This window comes from Paracoccus sp. SM22M-07 (assembly GCF_001887735.1).
Classification (GTDB): domain Bacteria; phylum Pseudomonadota; class Alphaproteobacteria; order Rhodobacterales; family Rhodobacteraceae; genus Paracoccus.
This window is the reverse complement of record NZ_JPKW01000001.1, coordinates 380,754-401,158: the sequence shown is the minus strand read 5'-3', so window position 1 is coordinate 401,158 and position 20,405 is coordinate 380,754. Positions and strand designations below refer to the sequence as shown.

Here is a 20,405-nt window from a genome sequence, read left to right as displayed (position 1 = left end):
CCCGCAGGCTAGCCCGGTGCTAAGGCGGGTGCAATCTGACGCAACCCGCCAAAGGCCATTCTCACATGCCCGTCATGACCGAACCCAAGCTGATCTCAGGCAACTCGAACCGACCGCTGGCCAAGGCCATCGCGCGGCGCATGTCCATGCATCGCGGCATGAGCGTCAGCCTGCTGGATGCCCGTGTCGAACGTTTCAACGATCAGGAGATCTTCGTCGAAGTCTATGAGAATGTCCGTGGCGAGGACATGTATGTCATCCAGCCGACATCGAACCCGGCCAATGACAACCTGATGGAACTGCTGGTCATCACCGACGCGCTGCGCCGGTCGTCGGCCTCGCGCATCACCGCCGTGATCCCCTATTTCGGCTATGCCCGCCAGGACCGCCGCGCCAAGGCCCGCACCCCCATCAGCGCCAAGCTGGTCGCGAACCTGCTGACCGAAGCCGGCGTCGACCGCGTGCTGACGCTGGACCTGCATGCGGCCCAGATCCAGGGCTTCTTCGACATTCCGGTGGACAACCTCTATGCCGCGCCGGTCTTTGCGCTGGACGTGCAGCATCACTTCAAGGGGCGGATGAACGACCTGATGGTCGTGTCGCCGGATGTGGGCGGCGTGGCGCGCGCGCGTGAACTGGCGACCCGCATCGGCGCGCCCCTGGCCATCGTCGACAAGCGTCGCGAAAAGGCGGGCGAAGTGGCCGAGATGAAGGTCATCGGCGATGTTTCCGGCAAGGCCTGCATCATCGTCGACGACATCTGCGACACGGCCGGCACGCTCTGCAAGGCTGCGCAGGTCCTGACCGACAATGGCGCGACCGAGGTGCATGCCTATATCACCCATGGCGTCCTGTCGGGCCCCGCGGTCGAACGGGTGGCCAAGTCGGTGATGAAATCGCTGGTCATCACGGATTCGATCCAGCCGACCGAGGCGGTGATCAACGCGCCCAACATCCGCATCGTGCCGACCGCGCCGATGTTCACCCAAGCCATCCTGAACATCTGGAACGGGACCTCGGTCAGCTCGCTGTTCGAGACCGACACCCTGCTGCCGATCTATGAAGGTCTTTACCAGACCAGCTGATCCGGTAGTCCGGATGGGAAAGGGCCGGCGCGACCTGCGCCGGCCTTTTTGCGTTCAAAGCGCGCGCCAGCCGATGTCGCGGCGGCAGAAGCCCTGCGGCCAGTCGATGGCATCGACAAGGGCATAGGCACGGGCGTGCGCCTCGGCCAGGGTCGCCCCGCGCCCGGTGCAGCCCAGAACCCGCCCGCCCGTGGCGACGATCTGTCCATCCTGTTCGGCGGTGCCGGCATGGAATGTCATCTGGAAGCTGGTCTGGGGCAGATCCTTCAGGCCGCCGATCACCGTCCCCTTGGCATAGCGGCCCGGATAGCCTTCGGCGGCCATCACCACCGTCAGCGCGTGATCATCGGCCCAGTTGACGGCGACGCTGTCCAGGCGGCTTTCGGCGCAGGCCAGCAGCAGGTCCAGGACCTGCCCGCCAAGCCGCATCATCAGCGCCTGGCATTCGGGATCGCCAAAGCGGACATTGTATTCCACCAGCCGCGCCTGGCCGTCCTGGATCATCAGGCCCGCGTAGAGAACGCCCTGGAAGGGCATGTCCTGACGCGCCATTTCGGCGATGGTGGGGCGGACGATCCGCTCCATCACCTGATCCTGCAGGGCCTGGGTCAGGATGGGGGCGGGGCTATAGGCGCCCATGCCGCCGGTATTGGGTCCGGTGTCGCCGTCGCCGACGCGCTTGTGGTCCTGGGCGGTGCCGATGGGCAGGCAGTTCGTGCCGTCGCTGAGGATGAAGAAGCTGGCTTCCTCGCCGGCCATGAATTCCTCGATGACGACGGACATCTCGCCGAATTCGCCCTCGAAGATCAGGTCGATGGCGGCATGGGCCTGTTCCACGGTCTCGGCGACGGTGACGCCCTTGCCGGCGGCCAGCCCGTCGGCCTTGACCACGATGGGCGCGCCCTGGGTCGTGACGTAATCGCGCGCCGACGCGCCATCGGTAAAGCGCGCCCATGCGGCGGTGGGGGCATCGCAGGCGTCGCAGATTTCCTTGGTGAAGGTCTTGGATGCCTCCAGCTGGGCGGCGGCCTGTCTGGGACCGAAGACCAGGAAGCCCGCGTTGCGCAGCGCGTCGGACACGCCTGCGGCCAGGGGGGCTTCGGGGCCGATGACGATGAAATCGATGGCGTTGCCTTCGGCGAATTCCAGCACCTCGGCACGCGACTGGATGTCCAGGTCCGCGCATTCCGCCAGCTCGGCGATGCCCGCATTGCCCGGCGCGACGATCAGCCGGTCGCATTTCGGGTTCTGTCGGATGGCCCATGCCAGCGCATGTTCACGCCCGCCACCGCCCAGGATCAGGATATTCATCTGCCGCCCTTTCGCTTGATCTTGCGGCGTTCTAGTCTGGCGCGCGAAGGGGAACAAGCCGCATGGATCTGATCGAGGACGAGCCGGAGCACGGCAGCAACGCGCATGAATTCACCGTGTCGCAGCTGTCTGGTGCCGTCAAACGCAGCATCGAGGACCAGTTCGGGCGCGTTCGCGTCCGGGCCGAGGTGGGGCGCGTGTCGCGACCGTCCTCGGGGCATCTCTATTTCGACCTCAAGGATGACCGCGCGGTTCTGGCCGCCGTGACCTGGAAGGGGCAGGCCGCCAAGCTGGCCCAACGCCCCGAGGAAGGCATGGAGGTGATCGCGACGGGTCGCCTGACGACCTTCCCCGGCCAGTCGAAATACCAGATGATCGTCGACCAGATCGAGCCCGCGGGCATCGGCGCCCTGATGGCGATGCTGGAACAGCGCCGCAAGGCGCTGGCGGCCGAAGGTCTGTTCGATCAGGACCGCAAGCGCGTGCTGCCCTTCCTGCCGCGGGTGATCGGGGTCGTGACCTCGCCCTCGGGGGCGGTCATCCGCGACATCCTGCACCGGTTGCGCGAACGTTTCCCGACCCGCGTGGTGATCTGGCCCGTGGCCGTGCAAGGCAAGGAATGCGCGCCCCAGGTCACCGCCGCCATCGAAGGGTTCAACGCGCTTGGCCATGACGGCCCGGTGCCGCGCCCCGACCTGATCATCGTGGCGCGGGGCGGTGGGTCGCTGGAAGACCTATGGGGCTTCAACGAGGAAACGGTCGTGCGGGCGGCGGCAGCCAGCGCGATCCCGCTGATTTCGGCGGTGGGGCATGAAACGGATACGACGCTGATCGATTTCGCCTCGGACAGGCGGGCGCCGACGCCGACGGCGGCGGCGGAAATCGCCGTGCCGGTCCGCGCCGATCTGGCCGCGCGGCTGGCCGAAACGGGGCTGCGCATGCTGCGGGCCAATGCCCAAGGCATCGACCGGCCCCGCCAGCGCCTGCGCGACCTGGCCCGCGCCATGGGCCGCCCCGCCGCGCTGACCGACGGGGCGCGCCAGCGGCTGGACCTGTGGGGGGTCCGGCTGGAACCGGCGCTGCGCAACCTGGTCCGCACGCGGCGTCAGCACCTTGCATCGCGGCCCATGCCGGCGGCGACCCTGCGCCAGTTCACCGCGACCAAGCGCCATGACATGGACCGGCTTGGCACGCGGCTTGCCACCGCACGCAGCCGCCGGTTGGAGCGCCCGCGCGACCGGCTGGACCAGCTGCAGGACCGGCTGGAAAATTCGCTGAAGCGTGTCGAGGCGACGACCCGTCGCGCCATTGCCCAGCAGACCGACCGCCTGACCGAACTGCACCGGCGGATGGATCGCGCCATGCAGGGCCGTGTGGCGCAGCGGCGCGATGCGCTGAGCCAGCTGGATCGCATGCGCCTGACCTTGGGATACGAGGAAACGCTGAAGCGCGGTTATGCGGTGGTGCATGGTCCGGACGGGCTGCTGACCTCGGCGGGGCAGGCGCAGGCCACGCCGCGCTTCGAGGTCCAGTTCAGCGATGGCCGCGTGGCCGTCCACCCCGAGGGCAAGCCCGCCCGTCCCAAAAGCCGCGCCAAGCCCGCAAACCCGCAGCAGAAGACGTTGCTGTAAGCCCTCAGGCGTTGCGGTCGCGCAGCGCCAGCCAGATCAGCGATGCGCCCGCCAGCGCCAGCAGGGGCAGCATGGCCAGGTTCACCGCGCTCCACCCGTCCTGGGCCGAACCTCCGGCGCAGTTCATCAGCCCGCCAGACGACAGCGACGCGACGAAGACCCCGCCAAAGACCACCAGGTCGTTCATGCCCTGCACGCGGCCCCGTTCCGCGGCGGTATGGGCGCGGGTCAGCATGGTCGTCGCGCCGATATAGCCGAAATTCCAGCCGATCCCCAGCAGCACCAGCGCCCCGAAGAACTGCGGCAATTCGGCCCCCGACAGGGCGACGGCCCCTGCGGCCGCCAGGATGGCAAGGCCCACGGCGACGATCCGCTCGGCGCCAAAGCGGGCGATCAGGTGGCCGGTGAAGAAGCTGGGGGCGAACATGGCCAGCACATGGGCGCTGACGATGTTGGCGGCATCGGTGGCGGCATAGCCGCAGCCCACCACCGCCAGCGGCGTCGATGTCATGACCAGGTTCATCAGCGCATAGGACACCATCCCGCAGATCATCGCGACGATGATGACCGGGTTGCGCAGGATCTGGCCCATCGGGCGGCCCGATGTGTCACCGGCCTTGGGCGCGGGGGGCGTGGGAATGTCCAGGAAGGCGAACAGGAACGGTCCCAGCAGGTTCAGCCCGATCACGGCGACATAGCTGGCCAGGAAGGGGACGGCCGTCAGGTCGCTGGTCATCCGAACGATGGCGGGGCCGATGATGGCGGCGGCCAGCCCGCCCGCCATGACCCAGCTGATCGCGCGCGGAGCCAGGTCGTCGGGGGCGGTGTCGGTGACGGCAAAGCGATAGAAGCCCTGCGCCGACATATAGATGCCGGTCAGCAGCGATCCCGCCATGAACAGCAGGAAGGACCCCGACCACAGCCCTGCCGCCGCGATGGCCGCCCCCAGCCCGCCCGCGCAGACCGCCAGCAGAAAGCCCGCCCGCCTGCCGCGCATCTGCATGAAACGCGCCAGCGGTCGTGCCGACAGCGCCGAACCGAGGATGATCATCGACAGCGGCAGGGTGGCCAGGCAGGGGTTGGGGGCCAAAATTTGGCCCGCCAACCCTCCGATGATGAAGATGACCGACATCTGCGCGCCCAGGATGGCCTGCGCCGCCACCAGGATGACGATGTTGCGCCGGGTGCGCGACAGGGCGTCGGTCATGGCCCGGTCAGCCGCGCGGAAGGGCGGCTGCGGTGCGGGCGCGATCCTCGATCGCCTGCCAATTGCCCGCGGCGACATCGGCATCGGTCACGATCCAGCTGCCGCCCACGCAGATGACATTGGGCAGCGACAGATAGCTGTCCGCATTCTGGGGCGACACGCCGCCCGTGGGGCAGAAGCTGACACGGGGCAGGGGACCGGCCAGCGACTTCAGCGCCGGTGCGCCGCCCACGGCCTCGGCGGGGAAGAATTTCAGCATGTCGAAGCCCGCGTCGGATGCACGCATCACCTCGGACGCGGTCACCGCGCCGGGCAGCAACGGCAGGTCCAGATCCGCGCAGGCCTGGATCAGGCGGTCGGTCAGGCCGGGCGACACGGCAAAGCTGGCGCCCGCATCCTTGGCGCGCTTGGCGTCATCGGGGGTCAGGACGGTGCCGGCGCCGACATGGCCACCCTCGATCCGGCTCATGGCGCGGATCGAATCCAGCGCGGCGTCCGAGCGCAGCGTCACCTCCAGCACGGGCAGGCCGCCGGTGACCAGGGCGCGGGCCAGATCGGCGGCATGGGCCGCGTCCTTGATGACGATGACCGGGATGACGGGGGCCAGCTGGCACAGGGCACGGGTCTTCTGCGACTGGATTTCGGGGGTCATGGCGCACCTTCGGGTCTGTTGATTTGCGCCCGAACCTGAACCCGCGGCCCCAGTGATGCAAGCGAAACAGACGGCCGACCCGCCACGATGTTACCGCTATCGACCCCGAAGCCACAGCGTCGGGCGTGAATCCCCTTGCAATCGGGCGGGGCAAGGGCTAATGCGCGCTCACTTCACAGGCAGGGGCGGGCCGTTGCGGGGACATCCGCAAAGGTCCACCGGTTGGGGCATCCGCCCCTTGATCCCCTGCCAAGGCGCAAACCGGAAAGGAACTCCTCATGGCGCTTCCCGAATTCTCGCTGCGTCAGCTTCTTGAAGCTGGCGTGCACTATGGTCACCAGACGCAGCGCTGGAACCCCCGCATGGGTGAATACATCTATGGCGACCGCAACGGCATCCACATCCTGGACCTGACGCAGACGCTGCCGATGCTGGACGCTGCCCTGCAGGTCGTCCGTGACACCGTCGCAAAAGGCGGCCGCGTCCTGTTCGTCGGCACCAAGCGCCAGGCACAGAAGTCGATCGCCGAAGCTGCCGAAAAATCGGCGCAGTTCTACATGAACCACCGTTGGCTGGGCGGCACGCTGACCAACTGGAAGACCGTGAGCCAGTCGATCAACCGCCTGAAGGCGATCGACGAGACCATGGGCGGCGGCGCCGAAGGCCTGACCAAGAAAGAGCGTCTGCAGCTCGAGCGTGAGCAGACCAAGCTGCAAGCCAGCCTGGGCGGCATCCGCGACATGGGCGGCCTTCCCGACCTGCTGTTCGTCATCGACGTCAACAAGGAAGACCTGGCCATCCTGGAAGCCAAGAAGCTTGGCATCCCGGTCGTCGCCGTGGTCGATACCAACTGCTCGCCCGAGGGCGTGGACTATATCATCCCGGGCAACGACGACGCCGCACGCGCCATCTCGCTTTATTGCGACCTGGTCAGCCGCGCAGCCTTGGACGGCATGTCGGCACAGATGGGCGCCGCAGGCGTCGATCTGGGTTCGCTGGAAGATGCGCCCGAGGAAGTGCTGGACGAAGCAGCCGCCGAAGCCTGATCCGCAGGGATCCGCAATTTCATGGAATTGTCGTCAGGCGGGGATATGCCCCGCCTGACGCGTTGATCACAAGGAGATGAACATGGCAATCACCGCTGCGATGGTGAAAGAGCTGCGCGAAACCACGGGCGCAGGCATGATGGACGCCAAGAAGGCGCTGACCGAGAACGACGGCGACATGCAGGCGTCGATCGACTGGCTGCGCACCAAGGGTCTGGCCAAGGCCGCCAAGAAATCGGGCCGCGTTGCCGCCGAGGGCCTGGTCGCCGTCGCCGTCAAGGATGGCAAGGGCGTCGCCGTCGAGGTGAACTCGGAAACCGATTTCGTCGGCAAGAACGAAGAATTCCAGACCATGGTCCGCAAGATCGCGCATGCCGCGCTGAACGTGGACACGGTCGAGGCCCTGCAGAACGAGCAGATCGACGGCAAGCCGGTTTCTGAAATCCTGACCGATGCGATCGCCAAGATCGGCGAGAACATGACCCTGCGCCGCATGGTCGTCGTCACCGCCCCCCGCGTGGTGCATTACGTCCATAACGCCGTCGCCGATGGCATGGGCAAGATCGGCGTGCTGGTCGGCCTGGAAGGCGGCAACGACGAGATCGGTCGCCAGATCGCGATGCACATCGCGGCAACCTCGCCCGCTTCGCTGGGTGAAGCCGATCTGGACCAGGCCCTGGTCGAGCGTGAGAAGCAGGTTCTGACCGAGCAGGCACGCGAATCCGGCAAGCCCGAGGCCGTCATCGAGAAGATGATCGAAGGCCGCATGAAGAAGTTCTTCGAAGAGGTCACGCTGACCGGCCAGAAATTCGTCATCAACCCGGACCTGACCGTGGCGGAAGCCGCCAAGGAAGCCGGCGCGACGATCACCGGCTTTGCCCGCGTCGCCGTCGGCGAAGGCATCGAGAAGAAGGAAGAGGATTTCGCAGCCGAGGTCGCCAAGACCCTCAGCGGCGCCTGATCCCCACTTTCTGTTTGAAACACGAATGCCGGTCCTTTGGGGCCGGCATTTGTCATTGGGACAGCTGTGGTGGCAGGGATCGACGCGCCGGACTGTATCGCGGCCGGGTTTCTGGAGCGGCGTCGACCAAGGCAACCAGGTCGAACGCCGCCTGTTCCTGGCACAAAGGTGCCACCACTCACGGAACAGGCCGATGTGACCTGAAATATGCGCAATGTGAAACGGTGGAAACCCTTACTGCACTAAGGCAGGTGCAGGGTCAGCGGGTGATAGGCCGGGTGGAACAGCTGGTCGGTCACATGGGCCTTCAGCACGGCCTGGGGGGTGGTGTCCACGCCAAGTGCCTCGCGGGCCAGCCGCATGTGCTTTTCGACCGTGGCCGCGGTGATGCCAAGAATGGTGCCGATCTCGTTGACGGTCTTGCCTGCCGACCGCCAGCCCAGAACCTCGCGCTGGCGGGGCGTCAGGTTGGTCGCGGCATGTTCGCGGGGCAGGGTGGCGATGCGCATATGGGCGATGCGCGCCAACAGCCACATGTCGGACGCCTTTTCGGACCAGAGCCGCGCCAGATCATCCTCGGTCCGGTCCCGGCCGGGGATCAGCATGACCGCGCCGACACTGTGCAGGACGATCTTGCGCAGGCTCAGCAGCTTGACCGCATGCAGCCCATGACGCGCGCCCATTGCCAGCGACGGCGTCCGTTCGGCGCCCACCTTTGCGATCAGCTGGGTTGCGGTGATCTCTCCGTCGTTTTGCAGGACCCATTCGACCCAGGCATCGCGATTGACCCCATAGAGGCTTTTGCTTTGTGCCAGCAGATCCGCGGGCAGGTTGTTGAATGTGACCGGAATGCCGCGCAGGATCGAAGGCGGCAGGCTGAGTGAAAAACGTCCTGCATAGACAGCGTGATCAAAGCCCGCATCCCGTGTCGCCTGCAGGAAAACATCGCGGACCTGCGGCACGCTTTGGCTGTCGACGATGGCGCTGATAAAATATTTCATGATAACCAATATTGCAAAACGTTTACCGGGTTAATCAGAAATCATTTGAATGCACATTCCAAGCCCAATCTGGCTCTAATATTCTCTATATTGTCACGGTTTATTGGCTGCGATGGATCGCATAACGGGAAACAGGGCGGGTAAGGCAGGCGATGCTGGACCTTTCGGGGTTGGATGTGCAAAGGGTTGGCCGATCCCATTCATGCCAGACCGGAACGACCGCCATGCCCTTCATCATCGCCATTGACGGACCTGCAGCTTCGGGAAAGGGAACGATCGCGCGGGCGCTTTCGGCGCATTTCGGCTTTCACCATCTGGACACCGGTCTTTTGTATCGCGCCACGGGCGCCAAGGGCGGCGATCCCGTGATGGCGGCGCAAAACCTGTGCGCCGATGACCTGACCGGCCCCGACCTGCGCAGCGCCGAGGCGGGGCAGGCCGCCAGCCGCATCGCCGCCATCCCCGAGGTTCGGGCGGCCTTGGTCGATTTCCAGCACCGTTTCGCGGCGCAGGAACCGGGCGCGGTGCTGGACGGACGCGACATCGGCACGGTCATCTGCCCCCATGCGCAGGTCAAGCTCTATGTCGTCGCCTCGGACCGGGTGCGGGCGGAACGGCGGGCGGCGGAACTGGGCGCCGATCCGGCCGAGATGCTGGTCCAGCTGCAGGAACGCGACCGCCGCGACAGCGAACGTGCCGCGGCGCCGCTGCGCCCCGCCGATGACGCGGTGGTGCTGGACACCAGCACCCTCAGCGTCGATCAGGCGATCGCCCTTGCCATCGAAACGGTGCGCAAGGCCCGCTGATCAGCGGGCGATGATCTCGAATTTCGCGACATCGACCATGCCGCGATCGGTGATCTTCAGGGCGGGGATGACCGGCAGGGCCAGGAAGGCCAACTGCAGGAAGGGTTCCTCCAGCGTGACGCCCAGCTCGCGGGCCGCATCGCGCAGGATGACCAGGCGGTCGCGGACATCCTCGAAGGGATCAAGGCTCATCAGGCCGGCGACGGGCAGGGGCAGTTCGGCCACGATCCGGCCGTCCAGCGCGACGACGAAGCCGCCCTCGATATCGGACAGGCGGTTGGCGGCCAGCGCCATGTCGGCGTAATCCGCGCCCACCACCGCAATGTTGTGATGATCATGGCAGACGGTCGAGGCGATGGCCCCGCGCGTGATCCCGAACCCCCTGACGAAGCCCGTGGCGATATTGCCGTTCTTGCCGTGCCGTTCGATCACCGCGATCCGCATCAGATCGCGCGCCGGGTCGGGGCGCTTGTCGCCATCTTCGGGGGCGATGTCGATGGTCAGGTGCTCGGTGATGATCTTGCCTTCCAGAATGCCGATCACCGGCGTTTCGGTGCGGTTGCCGGAATAGCGGAAATCCTGCGCGGCCACGGTGGGCGCCTGGACCGACCGGCGGGCCACGGGGTCGACATGGCCACGCCCGGCAAAGGCTGCATCATCGACCACGCGTCCGCCGGTCAGGACCAGTTGCGCGTTGCACCCCTCAAGGCTGTCGATGGCCACGATATCGGCGCGCAGGCCCGGCGCGATCAGCCCGCGATCCTTCAGTCCGAAGGCCTCGGCGGCGGAGAGGGATGCAGCGCGATAGGCGGCAAGGGGATCGGTCCCAAGCGCGATCAGGCGGCGGATCATGTAGTCCAGGTGCCCGTGTTCGCCGATATCCAACGGATTGCGGTCATCGGTGCACAGGCACAGATAGGCGCTGGTGGCGGGCGTCAGGATGGGCTGCAGCGCGTCCAGGTCCTTGCTGACCGAGCCTTCGCGGATCAGCACGCGCATGCCCTTGCGCAGCTTTTCCAGCGCCTCGTCGGCGGTCGTCGCCTCGTGTTCGGTGCGGATGCCGGCAGCGACATAGGCGTTCAGGTCGCGGCCCGACAGCTGTGGGCAATGGCCGTCGATATGGCCGCCCGCGAACAGCCGCAGCTTGGCCATCGCCGCCGGATCGCGGTGGATGACGCCGGGATAGTTCATGAACTCGGCCAGCCCGATGGCCGAAGGGTGGCCCATGACCTGCGCCAGATCGTCGGCCAGGATGTCCGCCCCCGATGTTTCCATATCGGTCGATGGCACGCAGGAGGACAGCTGGACCCGCAGGTCCATCAGCAGATGTTCGGATGCGGCCTGGAAATACCGGATGCCGTCCAGGCCGATGACATTGGCGATCTCGTGCGGGTCGCAGATGGCGGTGGTGACGCCGCGAGGCGTGACGCAGCGGTCGAATTCGAAGGGGGTCACCAGGCTGCTTTCGACATGCAGATGCGTGTCGATGAAGCCCGGCACCAGCGTCAGGCCGCTGACGTCGATGATGCGTTGGGCGTCATAGCTGGCGCCGATCCCCACGATCCGGTCGCTGCAGATCGCCACGTCGCCGCCGATCATCGCGCCGGTCACCAGGTCGAAGACCTGACCGCCACGCAGGACCAGATCCGCGGGCATGTCGCCCCGTGCCTGTGCGATACGCCGTTCCAGTTCGTCCATCTGCCGCTCCGATCATTTTTGGTGCGCCACATGACAGCAAAGCGGGGGGGGCGTCCAGACCCGCTTGCCCTTGGTCGGACCGCGTGATTGCCTGCCCGGACAAAAGCAGGAGGTTCCGATGTCCAATGCCAGCGCCCAAAGCTATGCCCATGACGACCGCAACGACCGGGTTCTTGTCCATGTGAACGGCCAGCTGGTGCCGCGCGACCGGGCGGTGGTGTCGATCTTTGATGCGGGCTTCGGCCTGGGCGACGGCGTCTGGGAGGGGCTGCGTCTGGTCCGTGGGCGCATCCTGTCACAAGACGCGCATCTGGACAGGCTCTATGAAGGGGCGAATGCCATCGGCCTGGATATCGGCATGGACCGCGCGGCGCTGAGCGCCTGCATCATGGACCTGCTGGCCGCCAACGGGATGGAAGATGGCGTCCATATCCGTTTGATGGTCACGCGCGGGGTCAAGACGACGATCAACCAGGACCCGCGCTTCACTGTCGGCGGCGCGACGGTGGTAATCCTGGCCGAATGGAAGCAGCCCAACGCGGCACTGAAGGCGCGGGGGCTGCGGCTGATGACATCGGCCATCCGCTGTTCGACGCCGGATGTGTTCGACCTGCGCCTGAATTCGCACAGCCGGCTGAACTTCATCCAGGCGCTGAACCAGGCGATTGGCATGGGTGCCGACGAGGCGCTGATGCTGGACGACCGCGGCTTTGTCGCCAGCTGCAATTCGACCAATTTCTTTGTCGTGCGTGGAGAGGAGCTGTGGACGTCGGACGGCGCCTGCTGCTTCAACGGCATCACGCGGGCGACGGTGATGCGGCTGTGGCGCCAGGCGGGGGGCGTCCTGCGCGAGGGGAACTTTACCCTGGCCCAGACCTATGCCGCGGACGAAGCCTTCGTGACCGGCACCCTGGGGGGCATCACGCCGGTGGCCAGCATCGACGGGCGCGACATGCGCGGCGGTGTCGGGGGACCGGTGACGGCGCGGATCGCGGCGCTTTACGCGGATTACGTCGGCGGCTGAGGGCAGGGGCGGGGGCTTCCGCCCCCATCCGGCTGATGCCGGATTCCCCCGAGGGTATTTGCGTCAAAGAAGAAGCCCCTCAGGGGTTCCAGCGCAGGAAGTTCGCGATCAGACGAAGACCGATCTGCTGGGATTTCTCGGGGTGGAACTGGGTGCCGATGATGTTGTCGCGCCCGACCACCGCCGTCACCGGTCCGCCGTATTCGACATGCGCCAGCAGATGCGCGGGGTCGGTCACCTGGAACTGCCAGCTGTGGACGAAATAGGCGTGATCGCCGGTCGCGATCCCCTCCAGCACCGGGTGGGGGTGGTCGATGACCAAGTCGTTCCAGCCCATATGCGGAACCTTGAGGTTAGGTGCGGCGATGGCGCGGATCTCTCCGCCGATCCAGTTCAGGCCGGGGGTTTCGCGGTATTCATGCCCGGTGGTGGCCAGCATCTGCATGCCGACGCAGATGCCCATGAAGGGCACGCCGCGGGTGATCACCGCGTCCTGGATCGCCTCGGCCATGCCGTCCACCTCGCCCAGGGCGGTGCGGCAGGCCGGGAAGGCGCCGTCGCCGGGCAGCACGATGCGGTCGGCGCGGGCGGCGACCTCGGGGTCCGAGGTCACGATGACATCGACGCCCGCGTCGCGGCCCATCAGCTGGAACGCCTTTTCGGCCGAATGCAGGTTGCCGCTGTCGTAATCGACCAGCGCGACCCGCATCACAACGCGCCCTTGGTCGAGGGCAGCACGCCCGCCATGCGCGGATCGGGTTCCACCGCCTCGCGCAGGGCGCGGGCGACGGCCTTGAAGGCGGCTTCGGCGATGTGGTGGCTGTTCAGGCCGTGGATGCGGTCCACATGCAGCGTGATGCCGCCATGCGTGGACAGCGCCTGGAAGAATTCGCGCACCAGTTCGGTGTCGAAACTGCCGATCTTTTCCGACGGGAAATCGACGTTCCAGACCAGATAGGGCCGCGCCGACAGGTCCAGCGCCGCACGGACCAGCGAATCGTCCATGGCCAACAGAAAGCTGCCGTAACGGCGGATGCCCTTCTTGTCGCCAAGCGCCGCGACCAGGGCCTGTCCGATGGCGATGCCCGTATCCTCGACCGTGTGGTGATCGTCGATATGCAGATCGCCTTCGGCGCGGATGGTCATGTCGATCAGCGAATGCCGCGACAGCTGGTCCAGCATGTGATCGAAGAACCCCACGCCGGTCCGGTTGTCATAGACCCCGGTGCCGTCGAGGTTCAGCGTCACCTCGATCGAGGTTTCCGAGGTCTTGCGGGTGATGGTCGCCTGGCGCATGGGATGTCCTTTCGTCGCGCGGGCCTTATAGGCCCTGCGGGCGGGTCAGCCAAGATGAACCTGACCGGCGGGATAGCGCACCCGTGGCGTCGTGCGCGTCGCCAGGAAGAAACCCAGTGTCAGCGGCCCGACACGGCCCAGGAACATCACCACCATGATGACAAGGCGCCCGAAATCCGACAGCTGCGCGGTATAGCCCCGCGACAGGCCGGTGGTGCCGAAGGCGGAGGACACCTCGAAGGCGATATCGATGAATTCGCCGTCATGGCTGATCATCAGGGTGAAGATCGCCGTCAGGATGACGCCGGATGCGATGGTCATCAGCGCCATCACTTTCAGGACGTCGCCCAGGGGGATGGAACGGCCGAAGGCCGTGACCTCGGTCCGGCGGCGCAGGAAGGCCACCGCGGCCAGCAGCATCACGAAGATGGTCGTCACCTTCAGACCGCCCGCCGTCGATGTCGGACCGGCCCCGATGATCATCAGGATCATGTACATCAGCGATGTCGAATCATGCAGCCCGCCGATATCGGTCGAATTGAAACCGGCCGTCCGCGTGGTCACGCCCTGGAACCAGGCGACCGTCAGGCGCGCGCCTGCATTGTCGAACTGTCCCAGGGTGCGGGGGTTGTTCCATTCCAGGAAGGCCGTCATCGCCACGCCGCCGACGATCAGCACCGCCGTCCCGATCATCATCATCCGCGTGTGCAGCGACCAGCCCCGCCAGACCGGCTTTTGCCAGATATCGGCGATGACGACATAGCCGATGCCGCCGGCGATGAACAAGGCGGGCACGACCGTATTCACCATCGGGTCCAGCGCGTAATCCGTCAGCCCCGCCGAAAAGGTCGAGAAGCCGGCATTGTTGAACGCCGAGACCGAATGGAAGATCGCATGCCACAGCCCCGCCGCCAGCCCGTGATTGGGCATGAAGGACAGCGACAGCAGCATGGCGCCCGCCACTTCGGCCATGATGACGATGCGCAGGATGGTCCAGACCAGCCGCGACAGCCGCGTGTAGGAGGTCTGGTTAAGGTCTTCGCGCAGATAGTTGCCCTGGGTGATGCCCATCGGCAGGCCCAGCATCGACCACAGCAGGACCGCGAAGGTCATCAGGCCCAGACCGCCCAGCTGGACCAGGAAGATGATGACCAGCTCGCCCCAGAAGGTGAAGGTCAGTTCCGTGTCCACCACCGCAAGCCCCGTCACCGTCACCGCCGAGGTTGAGGTGAACAGCGCATCCATCAGCGTGATCGGCGCCCGTGCCATCGGCGGCAGCATCAACAGGAACCCGCCCAGCCCGATCAGCGCCAGATAGCCCACCGCCAGCACCGCAGGGGGCGGTGTGCGGGACAGCCAGCGCCGCAGCGCACGCTGGGGCGTGCGGGGGCGTTTCACAGCCGGTCGCCGAAATTGGTCAGATCGACGCGCTTGCCCAGCAGCAGCAGGCGGTCATTGGCCTGCAGCACGGGGTCTTCGTCGCGCACGCAGCGATATTCGGTGCCGCGCATCATCCCCAGGATCTGCACCCCCGGCCCCGCCTGCAGTTCCGACAGCTTGCGGCCCGACAGGCGCTGGGGGATCATCAGGTTCACCACCGAAAACCCGTTGCCCAGGCTGACGTAATCCTGCACCGCCGGGTTGTTCAGCATCTGCGCGGTGTGGCGGCCCATCTCCAATCCCGGCAGGATGACGCGGTCGGCGCCGATCTTGGACAGGATCCGGTGATGGGTGCGGCTGTCGGCCTTGGCCCAGATATGCCCCACGCCGATCAGGCGCAGGTTCATGGCGGCGATGACGTTGCTTTCCAGGTCGTTGCCGATCGAGACGAGCCCCACATCATAGCGGTCAACCCCCGCCTCGCGCAGCGCGCCTTCGTCGGTGGCGTCCAGGATGATGGATGCCGGCAGCTGTTCGGCCAGGGCCGCGACGCGGCGTGGATCCTTGTCGATGCCCAGCACCTGGTTGCCGAAGCGCGCCAGCTCGGCGGCGACGACGCTGCCGAAGGCGCCCAAGCCGATGACGACGAAGCTGCGACTGACCTTGCCCATGAATCCCTCGTGAGATGGCAAAACGCGCGAATGCTGTAACTTGCTGGCGCTTGGCGTCAAGCTGTCATCTGGCGTGACGCGGTGGCGCCTTGGAGGGGAACCTTTGGCGCGTGGTGGTCTTTCTCATGTGATTGTGAGAGAACAAATGTCATACGGCGGAAACCCGCCAAGGGTCCAAGGACCTCCACCCGATCAGAAAAATCAGAAAGGGACAGATGTCACAGACACCTCCGAAGCCGCCCGGCGGCAAGGGCACACCCCGCGACCGGACGCGCGAACGCGACGCCCTGCAAGGCCGTTTCGACCGCGACAAGCCGAAACCCGCACCTGAACCGGTGCCCGATCCCCAGACCGAAGACGGGGCCGAGCCCATTCCCGAACCCGAGGGCCCGACCGAGATCATCGAGACGGATTACACCATCGGTCAGGACAACATCGAAGGCCGCGCGCCCTTCGCCTTCGACGTCCACAACCCGGTCTTCGGCATATCGGCCGCGGCCGTGGTGCTGTTCACCGTCGTCACGATGCTGTTCCCCGCCCAGCTGCAGCCCGTCTTCGAAGGTTTGCGCGATGGCATGACCGCCAATCTGGACTGGTTCTTCATGATGGCGGGCAACATCTTCGTGCTGCTGTGCCTGGCGCTGATCGTGCTGCCTTTGGGTTCGGTCCGTCTGGGCGGGCCGGACGCGACGCCGGACTTCAGCCTGACGGGCTGGTTCGCGATGCTGTTCGCCGCGGGCATGGGCATCGGCCTGATGTTCTATGGCGTCAGCGAACCGCTGGGCCATTTTCAGGCGGCGCTGGGCGGCGTCACCATGGAGGACGGAATCCGCACCGACTGGGCCCCCTTGGGCGGCGCAGTCGACGACCCCGAGGCGGCCCGCCGTCTGGGCATGGCGGCCACCATCTTCCACTGGGGCCTGCACCCTTGGGCGATCTATGCCGTGGTGGCTCTGGCGCTGGGTCTTTTCGCCTATAACAAGGGCCTGCCACTGACGCTGCGCTCGGTCTTCTACCCGATCTTCGGGGAGCGGATCTGGGGCTGGCCGGGCCATGTGGTGGACATCACCGCCGTGCTGGCAACGATCTTCGGGCTTGCGACATCGCTGGGCCTGGGGGCCGAACAGGCGACCGCCGGCCTGAACTATCTCTTTGGCATGTCGGACGGCAACACCACCAAGATCGTGCTGATCGTCCTGATCACCATGGTCGCGGGCGCATCGGTCGTGTTGGGCGTCGAGAAAGGCGTCAAGCGCCTGTCCGAGCTGAACATGATCCTGGCCATCGTCCTGCTGCTGTTCATCATCGTCGTCGGCCCGACCGTGGCGATCCTGACCGGCTTCTTCAGCAATCTGGGCGCCTATGCGCAGGAGCTGATCCCGCTGTCGAACCCCTTCGGTCGCACGGATGACAACTTCCGCCACGGCTGGACGGCCTTCTACTGGGCCTGGTGGATCAGCTGGTCACCCTTCGTCGGCATGTTCATCGCGCGCGTGTCGCGTGGCCGGACCGTGCGCCAGTTCCTGATCGCCGTGCTGATCGTGCCTTCGGTCATCTCGATCCTGTGGATGACGGCCTTGGGCGGCACCGCCATCGACGAGACGCTGGGCGGTTTCATGGGCATCACCGATGCGGCGCTTGAACTGAAGCTGTTCGAGATGCTGGGTCAGCTGCCCCTGTCGGCCATCACCAGCTTTGTCGGCATCGTGCTGGTCATCGTCTTCTTCGTGACCTCGTCGGATTCGGGTTCGCTGGTCATCGACACGATCGCGGCGGGCGGCAAGGTCAACGCGCCCGTGCCGCAGCGCATCTTCTGGGTCAGCATCGAGGGCCTGGTCGCCATCGCCCTGATGCTGGGCGGGGGACTGGCCGCGGCGCAGGCCATGGCGGTTTCGACCGGCTTCCCCTTCACCATGGTGCTGCTGGGGGCCTGCTATGCCCTGGTCAAAGGCCTTCAGGCCGAAAAGCGCGAATTGAAGTGATGCGCGCGCCTGAATGATGCACAGGGAACGGGCAGGGTTTTCCTGCCCGTTCTTGTCTTATCGCCCATAGGGTGCGAAAACCGTCCGATCGATACCAAAGGACCGACGCACATGAGCGATATCTCTGCCAGCGAACGCCGGCTCAGCGCCGCGCTTGACCGTCTGGACCAGCTGCTGGACACGCAGCCCGCCGCAGTACCAGCCACAGCGCCCGGTGAAGACCCCGCGCAGATCGCGGCCCTGACCCGTCAGCTGGAAGAGCTGCAGGCGGAAAACGACCAGCTGCGCCAAGCCCCTGCGGTCGAGGCACCCGCCGTCCAGCCAGACCAGGATGCCGTCCAGCCGGATCAGGATCAGGATCAGGATGATCTGCGCCGTCAGCTGGACGAGGCCACGCAGCGCAACGCGGAAATGGCCGCGGCCAACGACCAGCTGGCCGAGGCGAACCGCAACCTGATCGAGGCGCAGGAAACCGGCGGCATCGGTGCCGACGAAATCCGCGACGCGCTGGAAGCCGAGGTCAAGGCCCTGCGCGCCGCGCGCCAGGCCGAAATCGCCCAGATGGGCGAGATCATGGCCGAGCTGGAGCGTCTTCTGGGCGATGCGCAGGCGGATGATCAGCAGAACCCCGAACCCGCCCCAACCCAGGAAGGGATCTGACATGGCCGAGGTCGAATTCACCATCGGACACAAGGAATACCGCATCGGTGCGCAGGACGGCGAGGAAAGCCTGCTGAAACGCGCCGCTGCCGTTCTGGACGGCGAGGCGCGCCAGATTCTGGAACAGGCGGGCCGCGTCCCCGAGGCGCGGCTGCTGTTGCTGGCCGGGCTGATGCTGGCCGACCGCTTTGCCACGCTGGAGGATCGCGCCGAAAGGGCCGAACGTCTGGCGGCACGGCTGCAGGCGAACCCGCCGCGGGTCGAGGTTCCTGTGATCCCCTCGGACCTCAAGGAGGCGATGGCCGAAATGGCCGCCCGTGCGGAATCGCTGGCCGACCGTCTTGAGGAGCAGCGCGGCGGCGGGCAGGCATCTTAACGATTTGTTAGCAGGTTTCGGGCCATTCTTGCGGAATGCGCCTGATCCCTCTCCTTTTGCTGGCCCTTGCGGGCTGCGCCTCGCCCTCGGTCGATTTCATGGGGGCCGAACGGCGTGACGTGACCGTCGATGGTATGCGCTTCGCCGTCTTTCGTCGCAACACCGAAGCCCAGATCATCCGGCTGGACGGCGTGTCGCGCGCCAAACGCGGCGATCTGCCCCTGCAGATGGTCCGCGCCGCCGAGGATGCGACCGGCTGCGACGTGATCCCCGCCAGCATGACGACGCAGGCCCATGCGGCATCCGCCGTGGCCCGCGTCGATCTGCGCTGTCGCGATTAAGCGTCGGTGCCGTCGCCCAAAAACGCCGCCAGCGTCTCGGAGACCGCCTCGGGGGCGTCCGCATGCAGCCAATGGCTGGCGTTCTTCAGCGTGACGACCCGCACCTGCGGGAAATGGTGGCGCAGGGCCTCTTCTCCGGCTTCGGTGACGTAATCGGACAGGGCGCCGCGCAGGGCCATGACCTTGCCGTCGAAATTGCCTGCAGGCAGGTCGTCGGGCCAGCCGATGATCTGCCCCATGCCATCGCGCAGCGCCTTGAGGTTCAGCCGCCAGGCATGGGGATCGGATTTCAGGTCCAGATTCTGCAGCAGAAAGGCGCGGGTGCCGGCCTCGGGGACCGATTCGGCAAGGGCGGTGTCGGCCTGGCTGCGCCGGTCGATGCGCGTCAGGTTCAGGCCTTCCATCGCGTCGATATAGCGGGTCTGGTCATGCCCATAGGCGATGGGCGCGATATCCATGACCACCAGCCGCCGCACCATCTGCGGATGGGTCAGCGCCAGCATCATCGCGGCCTTGCCCCCCATAGAATGGCCGACCAGATCGACGCGTCCGCCCAGATCGGCGATCAGTTCGGCCAGATCGCCCGCCAGCGCGGCATAGCTGGCATCGGGGTCATGCGGGCTGTCGCCATGGTTGCGCAGATCGACGGTGACGACGCGCCGGGTGTCGGCCAGCCTGCGGGCCTGGGCCCCCAAGTTGCGCCCCTGGCCGTAAAGGCCGTGGACCAGAAGGACGGGCAGGCCGCTTTCCGGCCCGATGATATCGTGATGCAGCTTCATGGGGACACTCTAGATCGTCTGGCGCGCGGCTGCCATCCCGTCTATTCTGCGCCCCATGACCCGAACGCCCAGCAGTTTCGAAGATATTTCCGCCATGGCCGATGAAGTGGCCATCCTGATGGCATCGCGCTTTGGCGGGGCCAAGCGGGGCGAACGCCCACCTTTGGATCAGATGATGCGTCGGCGGGGCGGTGCGCTGCCTGCCGGGCTGCGCCGCCGGGCCAGGCGCCTGGCCGATGCGGGGCGCATGGCCGCCCAACCCAAGGTGGCCCGCCAGTTGCCGCTGGACGGTCTTGCCCGCGATCACGCGGCGCTGGTCGCCCACTTGCGACCCTTGGGCGAGATCTCGCGCTGGCAGGGGCGGGCGATCGGGTTTGCGGCCTCGGTCGTGCTGGGGTTGCTGGTGCTGGGGGGCGTGGCGCTGTGGATCATGATCCAACGGGGCATGCTCTAGCGCCACATGCACAGGGTGCAACCCTGACCTTCGCAGCCGGCGTC

21 protein-coding genes are annotated in these 20,405 nt (G+C 66.3%); 11 read left to right on the top strand and 10 right to left on the bottom strand.

Annotated elements, in window-relative coordinates:
* The first annotated feature begins 65 nt into the window (after nucleotides 1-65).
* Nucleotides 66-1,085: a ribose-phosphate pyrophosphokinase gene (locus IE00_RS02060; RefSeq protein ID WP_072295375.1), complete on the top strand. Its 1,020-nt coding sequence runs from the start codon at nucleotides 66-68 to the stop codon at nucleotides 1,083-1,085.
* Nucleotides 1,086-1,139: 54 nt separating this feature from the next.
* Here the strand turns inward: IE00_RS02060 and purD are convergent, their stop codons facing one another.
* Nucleotides 1,140-2,396 (bottom strand): phosphoribosylamine--glycine ligase, encoded by a 1,257-nt coding sequence (gene purD / locus IE00_RS02055; RefSeq protein WP_072295374.1) that lies wholly within the window; start codon nucleotides 2,394-2,396, stop codon nucleotides 1,140-1,142.
* A 62-nt stretch (nucleotides 2,397-2,458) separates the two neighbouring features.
* Between purD and xseA the strand changes: the two genes are divergently transcribed.
* The gene (xseA, locus tag IE00_RS02050) at nucleotides 2,459-4,027 is read left to right on the top strand and encodes an exodeoxyribonuclease VII large subunit (RefSeq protein ID WP_072295373.1); all 1,569 of its coding nucleotides are present in this window, start codon (nucleotides 2,459-2,461) and stop codon (nucleotides 4,025-4,027) included.
* A gap of 4 nt (nucleotides 4,028-4,031) precedes the next feature.
* Here the strand turns inward: xseA and IE00_RS02045 are convergent, their stop codons facing one another.
* Nucleotides 4,032-5,234, bottom strand: coding sequence for an MFS transporter (locus IE00_RS02045; RefSeq protein ID WP_072295372.1), 1,203 nt, complete (start codon nucleotides 5,232-5,234; stop codon nucleotides 4,032-4,034).
* A 7-nt stretch (nucleotides 5,235-5,241) separates the two neighbouring features.
* Nucleotides 5,242-5,886, bottom strand: coding sequence for a bifunctional 4-hydroxy-2-oxoglutarate aldolase/2-dehydro-3-deoxy-phosphogluconate aldolase (gene eda / locus IE00_RS02040; protein WP_072295371.1), 645 nt, complete (start codon nucleotides 5,884-5,886; stop codon nucleotides 5,242-5,244).
* A gap of 278 nt (nucleotides 5,887-6,164) precedes the next feature.
* Between eda and rpsB the strand changes: the two genes are divergently transcribed.
* Both rpsB and tsf read left to right on the top strand, forming a co-directional pair.
* On the top strand, nucleotides 6,165-6,932 hold the full coding sequence (gene rpsB, locus IE00_RS02035; protein ID WP_072295370.1) for a 30S ribosomal protein S2: 768 nt from the start codon (nucleotides 6,165-6,167) through the stop codon (nucleotides 6,930-6,932).
* Nucleotides 6,933-7,014: 82 nt separating this feature from the next.
* Nucleotides 7,015-7,893, top strand: coding sequence for a translation elongation factor Ts (tsf, locus tag IE00_RS02030; RefSeq protein ID WP_072295643.1), 879 nt, complete (start codon nucleotides 7,015-7,017; stop codon nucleotides 7,891-7,893).
* A gap of 242 nt (nucleotides 7,894-8,135) precedes the next feature.
* On the opposite strand, the gene IE00_RS02025 is transcribed toward tsf, so the two are convergent.
* On the bottom strand, nucleotides 8,136-8,894 hold the full coding sequence (locus tag IE00_RS02025; protein WP_139291276.1) for a helix-turn-helix transcriptional regulator: 759 nt from the start codon (nucleotides 8,892-8,894) through the stop codon (nucleotides 8,136-8,138).
* A gap of 224 nt (nucleotides 8,895-9,118) precedes the next feature.
* Here IE00_RS02025 and IE00_RS02020 point away from each other — a divergent pair, with 224 nt between their 5' ends.
* Nucleotides 9,119-9,700: a d(CMP) kinase gene (locus tag IE00_RS02020; RefSeq protein WP_072295368.1), complete on the top strand. Its 582-nt coding sequence runs from the start codon at nucleotides 9,119-9,121 to the stop codon at nucleotides 9,698-9,700.
* Here the strand turns inward: IE00_RS02020 and ade are convergent, their stop codons facing one another.
* Nucleotides 9,701-11,398 carry an adenine deaminase gene (ade, locus tag IE00_RS02015; RefSeq protein WP_072295367.1) on the bottom strand — a complete coding sequence of 566 codons (1,698 nt, stop codon included), beginning with the start codon at nucleotides 11,396-11,398 and terminating at the stop codon, nucleotides 9,701-9,703.
* 118 nt (nucleotides 11,399-11,516) lie between these two features.
* Between ade and IE00_RS02010 the strand changes: the two genes are divergently transcribed.
* On the top strand, nucleotides 11,517-12,422 hold the full coding sequence (locus IE00_RS02010; protein ID WP_072295366.1) for an aminotransferase class IV: 906 nt from the start codon (nucleotides 11,517-11,519) through the stop codon (nucleotides 12,420-12,422).
* A gap of 79 nt (nucleotides 12,423-12,501) precedes the next feature.
* Here IE00_RS02010 and hisH read toward each other — a convergent pair whose 3' ends face one another.
* From hisH to IE00_RS01990, 4 genes are read right to left on the bottom strand one after another with little or no spacing between them, the layout of a single operon-like run.
* The gene (gene hisH, locus IE00_RS02005; RefSeq protein ID WP_072295365.1) at nucleotides 12,502-13,131 is read right to left on the bottom strand and encodes an imidazole glycerol phosphate synthase subunit HisH; all 630 of its coding nucleotides are present in this window, start codon (nucleotides 13,129-13,131) and stop codon (nucleotides 12,502-12,504) included.
* A complete protein-coding gene (gene hisB / locus IE00_RS02000) occupies nucleotides 13,131-13,718 on the bottom strand; it encodes an imidazoleglycerol-phosphate dehydratase HisB (protein WP_072295364.1) in 588 nt (195 codons plus the stop codon). Before hisB ends, hisH begins: the two co-directional genes overlap by 1 nt.
* A gap of 45 nt (nucleotides 13,719-13,763) precedes the next feature.
* Nucleotides 13,764-15,116, bottom strand: coding sequence for a TrkH family potassium uptake protein (locus IE00_RS01995; RefSeq protein ID WP_240493765.1), 1,353 nt, complete (start codon nucleotides 15,114-15,116; stop codon nucleotides 13,764-13,766).
* On the bottom strand, nucleotides 15,113-15,769 hold the full coding sequence (locus tag IE00_RS01990; RefSeq protein ID WP_072295363.1) for a TrkA family potassium uptake protein: 657 nt from the start codon (nucleotides 15,767-15,769) through the stop codon (nucleotides 15,113-15,115). Before IE00_RS01990 ends, IE00_RS01995 begins: the two co-directional genes overlap by 4 nt.
* Before the next feature lie 215 nt (nucleotides 15,770-15,984).
* Here IE00_RS01990 and IE00_RS01985 point away from each other — a divergent pair, with 215 nt between their 5' ends.
* The 4 genes from IE00_RS01985 to IE00_RS01970 all read left to right on the top strand — a co-directional run bounded on the left by IE00_RS01985 (nucleotide 15,985) and on the right by IE00_RS01970 (nucleotide 19,128).
* The gene (locus tag IE00_RS01985) at nucleotides 15,985-17,751 is read left to right on the top strand and encodes a BCCT family transporter (RefSeq protein WP_083553971.1); all 1,767 of its coding nucleotides are present in this window, start codon (nucleotides 15,985-15,987) and stop codon (nucleotides 17,749-17,751) included.
* A 111-nt stretch (nucleotides 17,752-17,862) separates the two neighbouring features.
* A complete protein-coding gene (locus tag IE00_RS01980) occupies nucleotides 17,863-18,411 on the top strand; it encodes a hypothetical protein (protein WP_072295362.1) in 549 nt (182 codons plus the stop codon).
* 1 nt (nucleotide 18,412) lies between these two features.
* On the top strand, nucleotides 18,413-18,787 hold the full coding sequence (gene zapA, locus IE00_RS01975) for a cell division protein ZapA (protein ID WP_072295361.1): 375 nt from the start codon (nucleotides 18,413-18,415) through the stop codon (nucleotides 18,785-18,787).
* 35 nt (nucleotides 18,788-18,822) lie between these two features.
* Nucleotides 18,823-19,128, top strand: a complete 306-nt coding sequence (locus IE00_RS01970) for a hypothetical protein (RefSeq protein WP_072295360.1) — start codon at nucleotides 18,823-18,825, stop codon at nucleotides 19,126-19,128.
* Here IE00_RS01970 and IE00_RS01965 read toward each other — a convergent pair.
* On the bottom strand, nucleotides 19,125-19,907 hold the full coding sequence (locus IE00_RS01965; protein WP_072295359.1) for an alpha/beta fold hydrolase: 783 nt from the start codon (nucleotides 19,905-19,907) through the stop codon (nucleotides 19,125-19,127). The two genes, IE00_RS01970 and IE00_RS01965, sit on opposite strands and share 4 nt — an antisense overlap.
* A 55-nt stretch (nucleotides 19,908-19,962) precedes the next feature.
* On the opposite strand from IE00_RS01965, the gene IE00_RS01960 reads away from it, so the two are divergent.
* Nucleotides 19,963-20,361, top strand: coding sequence for a hypothetical protein (locus tag IE00_RS01960; protein WP_072295358.1), 399 nt, complete (start codon nucleotides 19,963-19,965; stop codon nucleotides 20,359-20,361).
* Nucleotides 20,362-20,405: the final 44 nt, after the last annotated feature.